Below are 13,747 nucleotides of genomic sequence, written 5' to 3'. Positions count from 1 at the left end.
GCTTGCGCGTGAGCGCGAGGTCAGTTGTTGGACTCGTCCTCGTCGTACCCGCTGTAGAAGTGGGCGCCGTCGAATCCGGGGACGGTGTCCTTGAGGGACAGGCCGAGCTCGGTGAGCTTGTCCTTGACCTCGTCCACCGACTTCTGACCGAAGTTGCGGATGTTCATGAGCTGCGTCTCCGACAGGGCGACGAGCTCGGACACCGTGTTGATGCCCTCCCGCTTCAGGCAGTTGTAGCTGCGGACCGACAGGTCGAGGTCCTCGATCGGGGTCTGCAGTTCGTTCGAGAGCACTGCGTCGACCGGCGCTGGGCCGATCTCGATGCCCTCAGCCGCCGTGTTGAGCTCGCGGGCGAGCCCGAACAGCTCGACCAGCGTGCGGCCGGCCGACGCGATGGCGTCGCGCGGCGTGATGGCCGGCTTCGCCTCGACGTCGACGACCAGGCGGTCGAAGTCCGTGCGCTCACCGGCACGCGTCGCCTCGACGCGGTAGGTGACCTTGAGGACCGGCGAGTAGATCGAGTCGATCGGGATCTGACCCGCTTCGCTGAACTCGGAACGGTTCTGCGTTGCCGAGACGTAGCCACGGCCACGCTCGATCGTGAGCTCGAGCTCGAAGCGCGCGGTGTCGTTCAGGGTCGCGATGACGAGTTCCGGGTTGTGGATCTCGACGCCGGCCGGAGCGGAGATGTCCGCTGCGGTGACCTGACCGGCACCCTGCTTGCGCAGGTACGCCGTGATGGGCTCGTCGTGCTCGCTCGAGACGACCAGGCTCTTGATGTTGAGGATGATCTCGGTGACGTCTTCCTTGACACCGGGGACGGTGCTGAACTCGTGGAGGACGCCGTCGATGCGGATGCTGGTGACAGCCGCGCCGGGGATCGAGGAGAGGAGCGTGCGGCGCAGCGAGTTGCCGAGGGTGTAACCGAAGCCCGGCTCGAGCGGCTCGATGACGAAGCGCGAGCGGTGCTCGGAGATCGGCTCCTCGGTCAGGGTGGGGCGCTGTGCAATGAGCACTGTGGGATTCCTTTCGGCGAAGTGTCCGCTATATGACACTTGGCGGTACGACGGGGCCGCGTGGGCCCCGACGGGTCTGTTGAGTTGTGATCACGCGCACACACGTGCGCGATCGAACGACCAGGAATGGCCGCGGGCCCTGCCCGCCCTCGCCGAAACGGATCCGGTCAGGGGACGAGCAGGGCGCGGCCGGTTGCTCCTCGCGTCAGACGCGACGGCGCTTGGGCGGGCGGCACCCGTTGTGCGCCTGCGGCGTGACGTCGTTGATCGAGCCGACCTCGAGGCCAGCGGCCTGGAGGGAGCGGATCGCGGTCTCGCGACCCGAGCCCGGGCCCTTCACGAAGACGTCGACCTTCTTGACGCCGTGCTCCTGCGCCTGACGCGCAGCGGACTCGGCAGCGAGCTGCGCCGCGAACGGCGTCGACTTGCGCGAACCCTTGAAGCCCACGGCACCCGAGGACGCCCAGCTGAGGACGGCACCCGACGGGTCGGTGATGCTGACGATCGTGTTGTTGAACGTGCTCTTGATGTGGGCCTGGCCCACGGCGACGTTCTTCTTCTCCTTGCGGCGCGGCTTGCGCGCGGCAGTCTTGGGGGTAGCCATCGGGGTCTCCTATCGAGCCTTCTTCTTGCCTGCCACGGTGCGCTTCGGTCCCTTGCGGGTACGAGCGTTGGTCTTGGTGCGCTGACCGCGCACCGGGAGACCACGACGGTGGCGGAGACCCTCGTAGCTGCCGATCTCGACCTTGCGTCGAATGTCGGCGGCGACCTCACGGCGGAGGTCACCCTCGACCTTGAAGTTGCCCTCGATGAAGTCACGGAGGGCGACGAGCTGGTCGTCGGTCAGGTCCTTGACGCGGATGTCACCGGAGATACCGGTCTCCGTCAGTGCCTGGACGGCGCGGGTACGGCCGACGCCGTAGATGTACGTGAGTGCGATCTCCACGCGCTTTTCGCGCGGGATGTCGACGCCTGCTAGACGTGCCATGTGCTGGCTGCTCCTGTTGTCGATGGAGGTGTGGCGCAGTACCGGTGCCCGGGCCTCCGCCCCGAGGTGTCCCCCGGCCGTCGTGCGACCGGGTTCTGGTACTGCGTTGTCGATCTTCAGTTGTGGTTCGTGCTCGAGCAGCCTGGTGTCCGATGGACACCCTCGGCGCCGGTCACACGCCCGGGACTAGCCCTGGCGCTGCTTGTGACGCGGGTTGCTCTTGCAGATCACCATGACGCGGCCCTTGCGGCGAATCACACGGCAGTGTTCGCAGATGGGCTTGACGCTGGGGTTGACCTTCATGGTTCTTTCCTCGTGCTCGCTGGCTTCGTGCTCGGCAGGGTTGCCGTGCCGTTCCTTTCCAGCTCGCGGATCACTTGTAGCGGTAGACGATCCGGCCGCGGGTCAGGTCGTACGGGCTCAGCTCCACGATCACGCGGTCCTCGGGGAGGATGCGGATGTAGTGCTGGCGCATCTTCCCGGAGATGTGCGCGAGGACCTTGTGTCCGTTCGTCAGCTCAACGCGGAACATCGCGTTGGGCAGAGCTTCGAGCACCGAGCCTTCGATCTCGATGACGCCGTCTTTCTTGGCCATAGCCTCACTGTCGCTTGGTTGTGGAACAGGTGTGATCCCCGAACCGGTCTGCGGGTCGGTCGCCACACCCGAGAGGGCATGACACACCAAAGATCGATCTTATGTGGTAAACCCGCAATTGCCAAGTGGGGACGCGGAACACCCCACGTCTGGGGCTTCCGGAGCCGCGCCTGAGCGTTCCACAGTGGTTTGACGGCGCGCTCCGGGCGCGCACTTGCGCGCGAACCGTAGTTTTGCTCCGCAGCCACGTCCGCCGCACCAGCAGCCCGCGCCGGACCACCGAACGGAGAACACGTGCCCGACGCCACCCGACGCCCCTTCGCCAGCCACGGCAAGCAGGCCCGTCGCCGGGGTTGGGGCACGCTCGTCACCGTCGTCGCGTCCGCCGTCGCCGTCCTGCTCGTCAGCGGCACGAGTGTCGCCGCCATCGCCGGAGCACAGCTCGCCACGGCGCCGCAGACCGTTGCGCTCAGCACCGACGACCAGAGCACCGCGAAGACCGCGGACATCTCGGCGATCAAGGGCGGGGCGAACATCCTGCTCATCGGCAGCGACACCCGCGTCGGCCAGTTCGATTCGGACGAGGACGTCGAGGGCGCTCGCAACGACGTCACGATGCTCATCCACATCTCGGCGGACCACCAGCAGCTCACCGCGGTCAGCTTCCCCCGTGACCTGATGGTCCCCATCCCGGCCTGCACGAACCCCGCGACCGGCACGACCTACCCGGCGTCCACCTCGGCGATGTTCAACACCGCGCTCGGCAACGGCGGAGTCTCCTGCGTCGTGGACACCGTCGAGAACCTGACCGGCCTGAGCATCCCCTACGCCGGACTCATCACCTTCGACGGCGTCATCGAGATGTCGAACGCCCTCGGCGGGGTGGACGTCTGCGTCGCCCAGCCGATCGACGACACGTTCACCGGCCTGCACCTCACGAAGGGCTCGCACTCCCTCGAGGGCTCGGACGCCCTCGCCTTCCTGCGCACCCGCCACGGTGTCGGTGACGGGAGCGACCTCGCCCGCATCAGCTCGCAGCAGGTGTTCCTGTCGGCGCTCCTCCGCAAGGTCACCTCGGACGGCACGCTCTCGAACCCGATCACGCTCTACAAGCTGGCCGGAGCCGCCCTGTCCAACATGACGCTGTCCGACGGCCTGGCCCAGACCGGGACCCTGGTCAAGCTCGCGGCCGCGCTGCGCGGGATGAGCACGGCCAACATGCTCTTCGTGCAGTACCCGGTCGCCGACGACCCCGCCGACAGCGCTCGTGTCATCGTCGACCAGGAGACGGCCCACACCCTCAACGTGGCACTGCAGAACGACGTCCGCTCCTCGTTGAGCGACTCGAGCACCGGTCGCGCGTCCGAGGAGTCCCAGTCGAGCGGTGGGGCGTCCTCGAGCGGCAACGGGTCGTCCGGGTCCTCCGGCACGTCGTCGGGTTCGTCCGACACGTCGTCGTCCGCCGGCACCTCGGCAGCGACTCCGAGCGCCACCGCCACCCCGACCGCGTCGGCCACGCCCCTGCCCTCGTCGATCACGGGGCAGAGCGCCTCAGAGGAAACCTGCTCCGTCGGCAACTGACGGCGCACGCCGTCAGCTCGTCGCCGCGGGGTGTGGCCGACAGGAAGGCCACGTCTGGCTCTGGACGTGTCTCGCACGCACGCTGGCCGACACGGCGGGTCCGCACCGCGCCTCCCGGTCGTGACGACCGGATCGGAGGCCCGTCCTACGCGATCGGGGCGGGCGTCACACCCAGCGGGACCAGGCCCCGAGCGCCGCCGTCGGCGGCGGTGAGCACCCAGATGCCGGCCGCGTGCACCGCGACGCTGTGCTCCCAGTGCGCGGCGTCGGAGCCGTCGAGCGTGCGCACCGTCCACTCGTCGTCGTCCGTCGAGCTGTCGATCGTGCCGGCTGTGACCATGGGCTCGATGGCGACCACCAACCCCGGCTTGACGGCCGGCCCCGCGCCGCGGACGCGGTAGTTGAAGACCGGCGGATCCTCGTGCATCGACCGGCCGATACCGTGGCCGGTGTAGTCCTCGACGATGCCCCACGCACCGGTCTCGTCGATCGCGTCCTCGACGGCGGAACCCACCTCGTGCAGGTTCTTCGCGTGGGCGAGCGCGGCGATGCCGTGCCAGAGTGACCGCTCCGTCGTGTCGCAGAGCGTCTGCCGGGCTGCGGCGACCGCCGCGTCGCCACCGGGCACGACGGTCGTGAACGCGCTGTCGCCGTTCCAGCCGTCGACCTCGGCACCGGCGTCCACCGACACGATGTCGCCAGGTGCGAGCACGCGATCACCGGGGATGCCGTGCACGATCTCGTCGTTCACCGACACGCACAGCGTGTGGCGGTACCCGGGCACGAGCTGGAAGTTCGGGATCCCCCCGCCGTCACGGATCGTGCGCTCGGCGATCGCGTCGAGTTCTCCGGTAGTGATGCCGGGTCGGATCGCCGCACGGACGGCGTCGAGCGCCTCGGCTGTCAGCAGTCCCGGCCGGACCATCGCCCGGAGCTCGTCCGGGGTCTTGTAGATCGAGGGCTTCTTGAACCGCACCACGCTGGTCAGACGGTCGCGGAGAGTCCGCGACCCGACAGTGCCGTCTGGATGCGGTCGCCGACCTCGTCGATGCCGCCCAGGCCGTCGACGTCGACCACCAGGCCACGCTCGCCGTAGGCCGCCACGATGGGCGCCGTCTGCTCGGCGTAGACCTGCTGGCGACGGCGGATCGTCTCCTCGTTGTCGTCGCTGCGACCCTGCTCCTCGGCGCGCTTCAACAGGCGGCCGACGAGCTCGTCCTGGTCCGCGACGAGCTGCACGACGGCGTCGATCCCGGTGCCCTGCTCAGCGAGCAGTGCGTCGAGGTACTCGACCTGCCCGACCGTGCGCGGGTAGCCGTCCAGCAGGAAGCCGTGCTCGGCGTCCGGCTCCTGCAGGCGGGACTTCACGAGCTCGTTCGTCAGGGAGTCCGGCACGTAGTCGCCGGCGTCCATGATCGCCTTCGCCTGCACGCCGAGGGGCGTGCCCTCTGCCACGTTCTTGCGGAAGATGTCCCCGGTCGAGATCGCGGGGATCCCGAAGGAGTCGGCGATGCGGCGGGCCTGGGTGCCCTTCCCGGCTCCGGGAGGTCCGACGATGATGAGACGTGCGCTCAACGGAGAAGCCCTTCGTAGTGACGCTGCTGCAGCTGCGAGTCGATCTGCTTCACGGTCTCGAGACCGACACCCACGATGATGAGGATGCTCGCGCCACCGAACGGGAAGTTCTGGTTCGCGCCGAACAGCGCCAGTGCTGCCAGCGGGATGAGCGCGATGAGACCGAGGTAGAGCGAACCGGGCAGCGTCACCCGGGTGAGGACGTAGTCGAGGTACTCGGCGGTGGGACGCCCGGCACGGATACCGGGGATGAACCCGCCGTACTTCTTCATGTTGTCGGCGACCTCTTCGGGGTTGAAGGTGATCGCCACGTAGAAGTACGTGAACCCGACGATGAGCAGGAAGTACAGGACCATGTAGAACCAGTTGTCACCCGAGGTCAGGTTGTTCTGGATCCAGGTCACCCACGCCGCCGGCTCGGAGCCGTCCGAGGGCTGGTTGAACTGCGCGACCAGGGCCGGCAGGTACAGCAGTGACGAGGCGAAGATGACGGGCACGACGCCGGCCATGTTCACCTTGATCGGGATGTAGGTGTTGTTGCCGCCGTACGTCCGCCGCCCGACCATGCGCTTGGCGTACTGCACGGGGATCCGCCGTTGTGACTGCTCGACGAACACGACGGCCATCATGATCACGAGTCCGACCAGGATCACGAACAGGAAAAGCTCGAATGACTGCGACTGCTCGATCGCCCAGAGCGCCGACGGGAACTGCGCCGCGATCGACGTGAAGATCAGAAGGGACATCCCGTTGCCGATGCCGCGCTCGGTGACGAGCTCGCCCATCCACATGATGAGGCCGGTGCCGGCGGTCAGCGTGACGACCATCAGCATGATGGCGTACCAGCTGTCATTCGAGATGATCGAGGTGCACGAAGCGGAGGCGTTGGTACCGAACAGGGCGCCGGAACGGGCGACCGTGATCAGGGTCGTGGACTGCAGGACGCCCAGCGCGATCGTGAGGTAGCGCGTGTACTGCGTCAGCTTCGCCTGGCCCGACTGGCCCTCCTTGTAGAGGGTGTCGAAGTGGGGGATGACCACGCGCAGGAGCTGCACGATGATCGACGACGTGATGTACGGCATGATGCCGAGCGCGAAGACCGAGAGCTTCAGCAGCGCGCCACCGGAGAAGAGGTTGATGAGGTCGTAGAGACCGCCGGAGGACGACGCGCTGGCGAGACAGCTCTGCACGGCGGCGTAGTCGACGAACGGTGCCGGGATGTACGACCCGAGACGGAACAGCGCGATGATCGCGAGGGTGAAGCCGATCTTCTTGCGAAGATCAGGGGTGCGCATGATGCGCGCGACCGCTCTGAACACGATGACTCCGAACTTGTGGGACCGGGGCCGTCGATCGCGGCCGGACCGGTTTCGGTCGGCAGGGCCGACCCGGCTGGCGGATGCCGGCCACTGTCAAGGAAACCGTAACGGCGGCCCGTGCGCAAACGCACGGGCCGCCGACGGGGGTTACTGGGAGACGGTGCCGCCAGCAGCCACGATCTTCTCGGCAGCGGACGCCGAGACCTTGTCGACCGTGACCGTGATCTTCACGTTGATGTCACCCTGACCGAGAACCTTGACCTTCTCGTTCTTGCGGACGGCGCCCTTGGCGACCAGGCCCGCAACGGTGACGTCGCCACCGTCGGGGTAGAGCTCCGAGATCTTGTCCAGGTTCACGACCTGGTACTCGACCCGGAACGGGTTCTTGAACCCGCGGAGCTTCGGGGTGCGCATGTGCAGCGGCATCTGCCCACCCTCGAAGCCGACCCGGACCTGGTAGCGGGCCTTCGTGCCCTTGGTACCACGTCCAGCGGTCTTGCCCTTCGAGCCCTCACCGCGACCCACACGGGTGCGGTCCTTCTTGGCGCCCTCGGCGGGGCGGAGGTGGTGCAGCTTCAGCACCTGCACGCGCTCGTTCTTCTCGTCGCTCATGCGTCGACCTCCTCGACCTTCACGAGGTGCGCGACCGTCGCGATGTACCCGCGGTTCTGGGCGTTGTCCTCACGCTCGACCGTACGGCCGATGCGCTTGAGGCCCAGGCTGCGCAGGGTGTCGCGCTGGTACTGCTTCTCGCTGATAACGGACTTGATCTGCGTGATCTTCAGGGTCGCCATCACGCACCTGCCTTCTCGGTCGCGGCACGCAGGGCTGCGGCCTCGGCCTGGAGCAGACGAGCCGGGACGACCCGGTCGACGTCGAGGCCACGACGGCTCGCGACGGCGCGGGGCTCCTCGAGCTGCTTCAGGGCCTCGACGGTCGCGTGCACGATGTTGATGGTGTTCGACGAGCCGAGCGACTTGCTCAGGACGTCGTGGATGCCGGCGCACTCGAGCACGGCACGGACCGGACCACCGGCGATGACACCGGTACCGGCAGCGGCCGGACGCAGGAGCACGACACCGGCAGCGGCTTCGCCCTGCACCGGGTGCGGGATCGTGTTGCCGACGCGCGGGACGCGGAAGAAGTTCTTCTTCGCCTCCTCGACGCCCTTGGAGATCGCCGTGGGGACCTCCTTGGCCTTGCCGTAGCCGACGCCCACGAGGCCGTTGCCGTCACCGACGACGACGAGCGCCGTGAAGCTGAAGCGACGACCGCCCTTGACGACCTTCGAGACGCGGTTGATGGTCACCACGCGCTCGAGGAACTGGCTGTCGCCACCGCGGTTGTTGCGGTCGCGGCCCTGCTGACGGTCACGACCGCCACCACGACGGCCACGGTTGTCGGCCGAGTCGCGGTTGTTGGACGCGGAACCCGCGGCGGTCTCGACCGGACGCTCGGCGACGGCAGGTGCCTCCGCCTCCTTGCCGGTCTTGGCGCCCTCGGTGGTCGCCTCGGCGGTTGCCTCGGTGGCCGTGGCCTCCGTGCTCGCCTCGGTGGTCTCCGTGGCCTCGACGGCCTCGGTCTTGGCGTCTTCGTTGGTGTTCGCGTTGTCGCTCACAGGTTCAGCCCTCCTTCACGGGCACCATCGGCGATCGCGGCGACGCGACCGGCGTACTTGCTGCCACCGCGGTCGAAGACCACGGCCTCGACGCCAGCCGACTTCGCGCGCTCGGCGAGGAGCTCACCGACGCGACGGGCCTTGGCGGTCTTGTCGCCGTCGAACGAGCGGAGGTCGGCCTCCATCGTCGAGGCGCTGGCGAGGGTGTGACCCTTCGAGTCGTCGATGACCTGCACGAACACGTGACGTGACGAGCGGGTGACGGCGAGACGGGGACGAGCCTCGGTGCCGGTGATCTTCTTGCGGAGACGGTTGTGACGACGCGCCTTGGCGGCCGCCTTGCTCTTGCCTCGTGTCTTGAGGAGTCCCATGATCACTTACCTGACTTTCCGGCCTTGCGGCGCACGTTCTCGCCGGCGTAACGGACACCCTTGCCCTTGTAGGGCTCGGGCTTCCGGAGCTTCCGGATGTTCGCGGCGACCTCGCCGACAGCCTGCTTGTCGATACCGGCGACGGTGACCTTGTTGTTGCCCTCCACCGCGAAGCTGATGCCCGCCGGCGGCTCGACCGTGATCGAGTGGGAGTACCCGAGCGCGAACTCGAGGTTCGAGCCCTTGGCCGCGACACGGTAACCGGTGCCGACGACCTCGAGGCCCTTGGTGTAGCCCTGGGTCACGCCGATGATGTTGTTGGCGATGAGGGTCCGGGTCAGTCCGTGGAGCGAACGCGACTCGCGCTCGTCGTCCGGACGGGTGACGAGGACCTGGTTCTCCTCGACCTTGGCCTGGATGGGCTCCGCGATGACGAGCGCGAGCTCGCCCTTCGGGCCCTTGACCGCCACGTTCTGACCGTCAACGGAGACGGTGACGCCGGCGGGGATGTCGATGGGGAGACGTCCGATTCGTGACATTGTCGATCACCACACGTAGGCGAGGACTTCCCCACCCACGCCCTTCTGCTCGGCTTCGCGGTCGGTCAGGAGGCCGGAGGAGGTCGAGAGGATCGCCACGCCGAGGCCACCGAGGACCTGGGGGATCTCCGTCGACTTCGCGTAGACCCGCAGGCCCGGCTTCGAGACGCGCTTGATGCCGGCGATCGAACGCTCGCGCTCGGGGCCGTACTTCAGGTCGATGGTGAGGGTCTGCCCGACTCGGGCGTCCTCCACCTTCCACTCGCTGATGTAGCCCTCACGCTTGAGGATGTCGGCGATGTTCTTCTTGAGCTTGGAGCTCGGGAGCGCGACTGCGTCGTGGTGCGCGGAGTTCGCGTTCCGCAATCTGGTCAGCATGTCTGCGACCGGATCGGTCATCGTCATGATGTTCGTCCATTTCTCGCCTGGTTTCGACACCCGTTCCACGAATGCCGACCTGAGCGATCGAGTGATCCCGGGGCGGTTCCCCGAGATCGGTGTGTTCGTGCGTGCGGGCCGGAGGACGTGAATCCTCCGGCCCGCACCGCTCGAAGTAGCTTAGACCGTCTGCTCGTTGGAGCGGAACGGGAAGCCGAGCTGCCGGAGCAGCGCGCGTCCCTCGTCGTCCGTCTTCGCGGTGGTCACGACAGTGATGTCGAAGCCGCGGACACGGTCGATGCGGTCCTGGTCGATCTCGTGGAACACGGACTGCTCCGTGAGACCGAACGTGTAGTTGCCGTTGCCGTCGAACTGCTTGTCGCTGAGACCGCGGAAGTCGCGGATGCGGGGCAGTGCGAGCGTGACCAGGCGGTCCAGGAACTCCCACGCGCGGTCGCCACGGAGGGTGACGTGCGCGCCGATGGCCTGGCCCTCGCGCAGCTTGAACTGCGCGATCGACTTGCGGGCGATGTTGACCTGGGGCTTCTGACCCGTGATCGCCGTGAGGTCCTTGATGGCACCCTCGATGATCTTCGAGTCGCGAGCGGCCTCGCCGACACCGGTGTTCACGACGACCTTGACCAGGCCGGGGACCTGGTTGACGTTCGCGTAACCGAACTGCTCGGTGAGGGCCGACTTGATCTCGGCCAGGTACTTCTGCTTGAGGCGCGGCTGGATCTTGCCAGCGGGCGCAGCAGTCGTGTCAGTCATCAGAGCTTCTCACCAGACTTCTTCGCGTAGCGGACACGGACGGTCTTCTTGACGCCGTCCTTCTCCACCTCTTCGGTGCGGAAACCAACACGCGTCGGCTTCTTCGTCTTCGGGTCGACGAGCGCGACGTTCGAGACGTGGATCGAGGCTTCGTGCTGCTCGATGCCACCGGTCTTCGAACCACGCTGCGTCTGGCCGACGCGGACGTGCTTCGTGACGAAGTTCACGCCCTCGACGACGACGCGGTTCTTGTCCTTGAGGACCTCGATGACCTTGCCCTGCTTGCCACGGTCGCCGCCACGCTCCTGCGTCGCGCCCGTGATGACCTGGACGAGGTCACCCTTCTTGATGTTCGCCATGGCTTACAGCACCTCCGGCGCGAGCGAGATGATCTTCATGAACTTCTTGTCACGGAGCTCGCGACCGACCGGACCGAAGATGCGCGTACCGCGCGGGTCGCCGTCGGCCTTGAGGATCACTGCCGCGTTCTCGTCGAACTTGATGTAGGAGCCGTCCTGACGACGGGTCTCCTTCTTGGTGCGAACGATGACGGCCTTGACGACGTCACCCTTCTTCACGTTGCCGCCGGGGATGGCGTCCTTCACCGTGGCGACGATGACGTCACCGAGGCCGGCGTAGCGACGACCCGAGCCACCGAGCACGCGGATGGTCAAGATCTCCTTGGCACCCGTGTTGTCGGCGACCTTCAGGCGGGATTCCTGCTGAATCACTGCTGTCTCCTATTCCGAAGCAGGCCGAGGCCTACTTGGCCTTCTCGAGGATCTCGACCAGGCGCCAGCGCTTGGACGCGCTGAGGGGACGGGTCTCGCTGATCACGACGAGGTCGCCGACACCAGCGGTGCCGAGCTCGTCGTGGGCCTTCACCTTGGACGTGCGACGGATGATCTTGCCGTAGAGCGCGTGCTTCACGCGGTCCTCGACCTCGACCACGATGGTCTTGTCCATCTTGTCGCTCGTCACGTAGCCGCGACGCGTCTTGCGGTAGCCGCGAGTGAGGGCGGCGGAGTTCTTCTCTTCGTTCGCCATTACTTCTCCTCGGCGGTCTCGGCCTCGGTCGACTCGGCCGGCTTGTCAGCCTTCTTCGTCGTCTTCTTGGCCTTGGGGGCGGTCTCGACGGGCGCGGGAGTGGCACGGATGCCGAGCTCGCGCTCGCGGAGGACGGTGTAGATGCGGGCGATGTCGCGCTTGACGGCACGGAGACGACCGTGGCTCTCCAGCTGGCCGGTGGCCGACTGGAAGCGGAGGTTGAAGAGTTCCTCCTTGGCCTTCTTCAGCTCGTCAGCGAGACGCTCGTTCTCGAACGTGTCGAGCTCCGTCGGACGGAGCTCCTTGGAACCGATCGCCATTATGCGTCGCCCTCCTCGCGCTTGATGATGCGTGCCTTGAGGGGCAGCTTGTGGATTGCACGAGTCAACGCCTCGCGGGCGATCTCCTCGCTGACGCCGGAGAGCTCGAAGAGCACCCGGCCCGGCTTCACGTTCGCGACCCACCACTCGGGCGAACCCTTACCGGAACCCATGCGGGTCTCGGCGGGCTTCTTGGTCAGCGGACGGTCCGGGTAGATGTTGATCCAGACCTTGCCACCACGCTTGATGTGACGCGTCATGGCGATACGAGCGGACTCGATCTGACGGTTGGTCACGTACGCCGGGGTGAGGGCCTGGATGCCGTAGTCGCCGAAGCTGACCTTGGTACCACCGGTGGCCTGACCCGAGCGCTTCGGGTGGTGCTGCTTGCGGTGCTTGACTCGACGGGGAATAAGCATGGTTACGCCTCAACTCCTGCGCCGGCCGGCGCGTCCTGCGGGGCCTGCTGCGGGCGACGGTCACCGCGGTCGCCGCCACGACGGTCGCCGCCACGGTCTCCACGCTCACCGCGCGGGCCGCCACGACGCTCGGGGCGCGACGAACGCTGGTTCGCCTGCTCGCGAGCGAGCTCCTTGTTCGTGATGTCGCCCTTGTAGATCCAGACCTTCACGCCGATGCGGCCGAACGTGGTCCGGGCCTCGTAGAAGCCGTAGTCGATGTTCGCGCGGAGCGTGTGCAGCGGCACACGGCCTTCGCGGTAGAACTCCGAACGCGACATCTCGGCACCGCCGAGACGACCCGACACCTGGATGCGGACACCCTTGGCACCGGCGCGCTGCGCACCCTGCAGGCCCTTGCGCATGGCGCGACGGAACGCGACACGAGCGGAGAGCTGCTCGGCGATGCCCTGCGCGACGAGCTGGGCCTCGGTCTCGGGGTTCTTGACCTCGAGGATGTTCAGCTGGATCTGCTTCTTGGTGAGCTTCTCGAGCTCACCACGAACGCGCTCGGCCTCGGCGCCGCGGCGACCGATGACGATGCCCGGACGAGCCGTGTGGATGTCCACGCGGACGCGGTCACGGGTGCGCTCGAGCTCGATGCGTGCGACACCTGCGCGGTCGAGGGTCTTCTTCAGGTACTCGCGCACCTTGATGTCCTCGGCCACGTAGTCGGCGTAGCGCTGACCGGCCTTCTTGCTGTCGGTGAACCAGTGCGAGACGTGGTCCGTCGTGATCCCGAGACGGAAGCCGTACGGGTTGACCTTCTGGCCCATTACTTGCTCGCCTTCTTGCTCGTCGCGGCAACCTCGGCCTCGTCGGGCGTCGCGAGGACGACCGTGATGTGGCTGGTGCGCTTGTTGATGCGGAAGGCGCGGCCCTGGGCGCGCGGCTGGAACCGCTTCAGGGTCGTGCCCTCGTCGACGAAGACGCGGCTCACGTAGAGGTCGCGCTCGTCGAGGAAGCTGTTCGTCGAGTCCGCCTTGACCCGTGCGTTCGCGATCGCCGAGGCGACCAGCTTGTACACGGGCTCCGAAGCGCCCTGGGGGGCGAACTTCAGGATGGCGAGGGCCTCGTGGGCCTGCTTGCCGCGGATCAGCTCGATGACGCGACGGGCCTTCTGAGGCGTGACGCGGATGTGTCGCACGCGTGCGATCGACTCCACCATTTC

General features: G+C 67.1%; 23 protein-coding genes. 1 reads left to right on the top strand and 22 read right to left on the bottom strand.

Going from position 1 to position 13,747, the window contains the following annotated elements; all coding sequences use genetic code 11:
- Positions 1 to 20: 20 nt before the first annotated feature.
- The 5 genes from DEJ17_RS11420 to infA all read right to left on the bottom strand — a co-directional run bounded on the left by DEJ17_RS11420 (position 21) and on the right by infA (position 2,599).
- Positions 21 to 1,016: a DNA-directed RNA polymerase subunit alpha gene (locus DEJ17_RS11420; RefSeq protein ID WP_017885506.1), complete on the bottom strand. Its 996-nt coding sequence runs from the start codon at positions 1,014 to 1,016 to the stop codon at positions 21 to 23.
- Between the two features lie 205 nt (positions 1,017 to 1,221).
- Entirely contained in the window at positions 1,222 to 1,620 is a 399-nt protein-coding gene (gene rpsK, locus DEJ17_RS11415; protein ID WP_017885507.1) for a 30S ribosomal protein S11, read from the bottom strand.
- A 9-nt stretch (positions 1,621 to 1,629) separates the two neighbouring features.
- On the bottom strand, positions 1,630 to 2,004 hold the full coding sequence (rpsM, locus tag DEJ17_RS11410) for a 30S ribosomal protein S13 (protein ID WP_017885508.1): 375 nt from the start codon (positions 2,002 to 2,004) through the stop codon (positions 1,630 to 1,632).
- A gap of 186 nt (positions 2,005 to 2,190) precedes the next feature.
- Positions 2,191 to 2,307, bottom strand: a complete 117-nt coding sequence (rpmJ, locus tag DEJ17_RS11405) for a 50S ribosomal protein L36 (RefSeq protein WP_022903266.1) — start codon at positions 2,305 to 2,307, stop codon at positions 2,191 to 2,193.
- Positions 2,308 to 2,377: 70 nt separating this feature from the next.
- On the bottom strand, positions 2,378 to 2,599 hold the full coding sequence (gene infA / locus DEJ17_RS11400) for a translation initiation factor IF-1 (RefSeq protein WP_017885509.1): 222 nt from the start codon (positions 2,597 to 2,599) through the stop codon (positions 2,378 to 2,380).
- 294 nt (positions 2,600 to 2,893) lie between these two features.
- On the opposite strand from infA, the gene DEJ17_RS11395 reads away from it, so the two are divergent.
- The gene (locus DEJ17_RS11395) at positions 2,894 to 4,180 is read left to right on the top strand and encodes an LCP family protein (protein WP_110893945.1); all 1,287 of its coding nucleotides are present in this window, start codon (positions 2,894 to 2,896) and stop codon (positions 4,178 to 4,180) included.
- A gap of 145 nt (positions 4,181 to 4,325) precedes the next feature.
- Here the strand turns inward: DEJ17_RS11395 and map are convergent, their stop codons facing one another.
- The 17 genes from map to rplV form a co-directional block, all read right to left on the bottom strand.
- Positions 4,326 to 5,159, bottom strand: a complete 834-nt coding sequence (gene map, locus DEJ17_RS11390; RefSeq protein WP_375342572.1) for a type I methionyl aminopeptidase — start codon at positions 5,157 to 5,159, stop codon at positions 4,326 to 4,328.
- A 5-nt stretch (positions 5,160 to 5,164) separates the two neighbouring features.
- Complete coding sequence (locus DEJ17_RS11385; protein WP_110893941.1) at positions 5,165 to 5,755, bottom strand: adenylate kinase; 591 nt, start codon at positions 5,753 to 5,755, stop codon at positions 5,165 to 5,167.
- Entirely contained in the window at positions 5,752 to 7,074 is a 1,323-nt protein-coding gene (gene secY, locus DEJ17_RS11380; RefSeq protein ID WP_110893940.1) for a preprotein translocase subunit SecY, read from the bottom strand. Before secY ends, DEJ17_RS11385 begins: the two co-directional genes overlap by 4 nt.
- 147 nt (positions 7,075 to 7,221) lie before the next feature.
- The gene (gene rplO / locus DEJ17_RS11375; protein ID WP_110893938.1) at positions 7,222 to 7,686 is read right to left on the bottom strand and encodes a 50S ribosomal protein L15; all 465 of its coding nucleotides are present in this window, start codon (positions 7,684 to 7,686) and stop codon (positions 7,222 to 7,224) included.
- Positions 7,683 to 7,868 carry a 50S ribosomal protein L30 gene (gene rpmD / locus DEJ17_RS11370; protein ID WP_173168934.1) on the bottom strand — a complete coding sequence of 62 codons (186 nt, stop codon included), beginning with the start codon at positions 7,866 to 7,868 and terminating at the stop codon, positions 7,683 to 7,685. The genes rplO and rpmD overlap by 4 nt, the downstream gene beginning before the upstream one ends.
- Positions 7,868 to 8,692 carry a 30S ribosomal protein S5 gene (rpsE, locus tag DEJ17_RS11365; protein ID WP_110893936.1) on the bottom strand — a complete coding sequence of 275 codons (825 nt, stop codon included), beginning with the start codon at positions 8,690 to 8,692 and terminating at the stop codon, positions 7,868 to 7,870. The genes rpmD and rpsE overlap by 1 nt, the downstream gene beginning before the upstream one ends.
- Complete coding sequence (gene rplR, locus DEJ17_RS11360) at positions 8,689 to 9,063, bottom strand: 50S ribosomal protein L18 (RefSeq protein WP_027466725.1); 375 nt, start codon at positions 9,061 to 9,063, stop codon at positions 8,689 to 8,691. The genes rpsE and rplR overlap by 4 nt, the downstream gene beginning before the upstream one ends.
- A gap of 2 nt (positions 9,064 to 9,065) precedes the next feature.
- Complete coding sequence (gene rplF, locus DEJ17_RS11355) at positions 9,066 to 9,602, bottom strand: 50S ribosomal protein L6 (RefSeq protein WP_017885518.1); 537 nt, start codon at positions 9,600 to 9,602, stop codon at positions 9,066 to 9,068.
- A 6-nt stretch (positions 9,603 to 9,608) separates the two neighbouring features.
- The gene (gene rpsH, locus DEJ17_RS11350; RefSeq protein ID WP_017885519.1) at positions 9,609 to 10,007 is read right to left on the bottom strand and encodes a 30S ribosomal protein S8; all 399 of its coding nucleotides are present in this window, start codon (positions 10,005 to 10,007) and stop codon (positions 9,609 to 9,611) included.
- Between the two features lie 153 nt (positions 10,008 to 10,160).
- The gene (gene rplE, locus DEJ17_RS11345; protein ID WP_110859500.1) at positions 10,161 to 10,751 is read right to left on the bottom strand and encodes a 50S ribosomal protein L5; all 591 of its coding nucleotides are present in this window, start codon (positions 10,749 to 10,751) and stop codon (positions 10,161 to 10,163) included.
- A complete protein-coding gene (gene rplX, locus DEJ17_RS11340; RefSeq protein WP_017885522.1) occupies positions 10,751 to 11,110 on the bottom strand; it encodes a 50S ribosomal protein L24 in 360 nt (119 codons plus the stop codon). The genes rplE and rplX overlap by 1 nt, the downstream gene beginning before the upstream one ends.
- A gap of 3 nt (positions 11,111 to 11,113) precedes the next feature.
- Positions 11,114 to 11,482, bottom strand: a complete 369-nt coding sequence (gene rplN / locus DEJ17_RS11335) for a 50S ribosomal protein L14 (protein ID WP_017885523.1) — start codon at positions 11,480 to 11,482, stop codon at positions 11,114 to 11,116.
- 31 nt (positions 11,483 to 11,513) lie between these two features.
- Entirely contained in the window at positions 11,514 to 11,798 is a 285-nt protein-coding gene (rpsQ, locus tag DEJ17_RS11330) for a 30S ribosomal protein S17 (RefSeq protein ID WP_017885524.1), read from the bottom strand.
- A complete protein-coding gene (gene rpmC, locus DEJ17_RS11325; protein WP_017885525.1) occupies positions 11,798 to 12,118 on the bottom strand; it encodes a 50S ribosomal protein L29 in 321 nt (106 codons plus the stop codon). Before rpmC ends, rpsQ begins: the two co-directional genes overlap by 1 nt.
- Complete coding sequence (gene rplP / locus DEJ17_RS11320) at positions 12,118 to 12,537, bottom strand: 50S ribosomal protein L16 (RefSeq protein ID WP_017885526.1); 420 nt, start codon at positions 12,535 to 12,537, stop codon at positions 12,118 to 12,120. The genes rpmC and rplP overlap by 1 nt, the downstream gene beginning before the upstream one ends.
- 2 nt (positions 12,538 to 12,539) lie before the next feature.
- Positions 12,540 to 13,352 carry a 30S ribosomal protein S3 gene (gene rpsC / locus DEJ17_RS11315; RefSeq protein ID WP_017885527.1) on the bottom strand — a complete coding sequence of 271 codons (813 nt, stop codon included), beginning with the start codon at positions 13,350 to 13,352 and terminating at the stop codon, positions 12,540 to 12,542.
- Positions 13,352 to 13,744, bottom strand: coding sequence for a 50S ribosomal protein L22 (gene rplV, locus DEJ17_RS11310; RefSeq protein WP_035809257.1), 393 nt, complete (start codon positions 13,742 to 13,744; stop codon positions 13,352 to 13,354). Before rplV ends, rpsC begins: the two co-directional genes overlap by 1 nt.
- Between the last annotated feature and the right edge of the window lie 3 nt (positions 13,745 to 13,747).

The sequence above is a fragment of the Curtobacterium sp. MCSS17_011 genome (assembly GCF_003224275.1).
In the GTDB taxonomy this organism is placed as follows: Bacteria; Actinomycetota; Actinomycetes; order Actinomycetales; family Microbacteriaceae; genus Curtobacterium.
Note: the sequence above shows the minus strand (reverse complement) of the source record. Positions and strands in the feature narration are given on the sequence as shown.

Bases quoted from the DNA above. Each gene is read 5' to 3' on its own strand.
- rpmD (WP_173168934.1), bottom strand. From the start codon at position 7,868: ATGGCGACCCTGAAGATCACGCAGATCAAGTCCGTTATCAGCGAGAAG.
- rpsC (WP_017885527.1), bottom strand. From the start codon at position 13,352: ATGGGCCAGAAGGTCAACCCGTACGGCTTCCGTCTCGGGATCACGACG.
- infA (WP_017885509.1), bottom strand. From the start codon at position 2,599: ATGGCCAAGAAAGACGGCGTCATCGAGATCGAAGGCTCGGTGCTCGAA.
- rplE (WP_110859500.1), bottom strand. From the start codon at position 10,751: ATGACTGACACGACTGCTGCGCCCGCTGGCAAGATCCAGCCGCGCCTC.
- rplX (WP_017885522.1), bottom strand. From the start codon at position 11,110: ATGGCGAACATCAAGAAGGGTGACCTCGTCCAGGTCATCACGGGCGCG.
- rpsK (WP_017885507.1), bottom strand. From the start codon at position 1,620: ATGGCTACCCCCAAGACTGCCGCGCGCAAGCCGCGCCGCAAGGAGAAG.
- rpsH (WP_017885519.1), bottom strand. From the start codon at position 10,007: ATGACGATGACCGATCCGGTCGCAGACATGCTGACCAGATTGCGGAAC.
- rplP (WP_017885526.1), bottom strand. From the start codon at position 12,537: ATGCTTATTCCCCGTCGAGTCAAGCACCGCAAGCAGCACCACCCGAAG.
- rpmJ (WP_022903266.1), bottom strand. From the start codon at position 2,307: ATGAAGGTCAACCCCAGCGTCAAGCCCATCTGCGAACACTGCCGTGTG.
- rpsM (WP_017885508.1), bottom strand. From the start codon at position 2,004: ATGGCACGTCTAGCAGGCGTCGACATCCCGCGCGAAAAGCGCGTGGAG.
- rpsQ (WP_017885524.1), bottom strand. From the start codon at position 11,798: ATGGCGAACGAAGAGAAGAACTCCGCCGCCCTCACTCGCGGCTACCGC.
- rpmC (WP_017885525.1), bottom strand. From the start codon at position 12,118: ATGGCGATCGGTTCCAAGGAGCTCCGTCCGACGGAGCTCGACACGTTC.
- rplR (WP_027466725.1), bottom strand. From the start codon at position 9,063: ATGGGACTCCTCAAGACACGAGGCAAGAGCAAGGCGGCCGCCAAGGCG.
- rplV (WP_035809257.1), bottom strand. From the start codon at position 13,744: ATGGTGGAGTCGATCGCACGCGTGCGACACATCCGCGTCACGCCTCAG.
- rplF (WP_017885518.1), bottom strand. From the start codon at position 9,602: ATGTCACGAATCGGACGTCTCCCCATCGACATCCCCGCCGGCGTCACC.
- rplO (WP_110893938.1), bottom strand. From the start codon at position 7,686: ATGAGCGACGAGAAGAACGAGCGCGTGCAGGTGCTGAAGCTGCACCAC.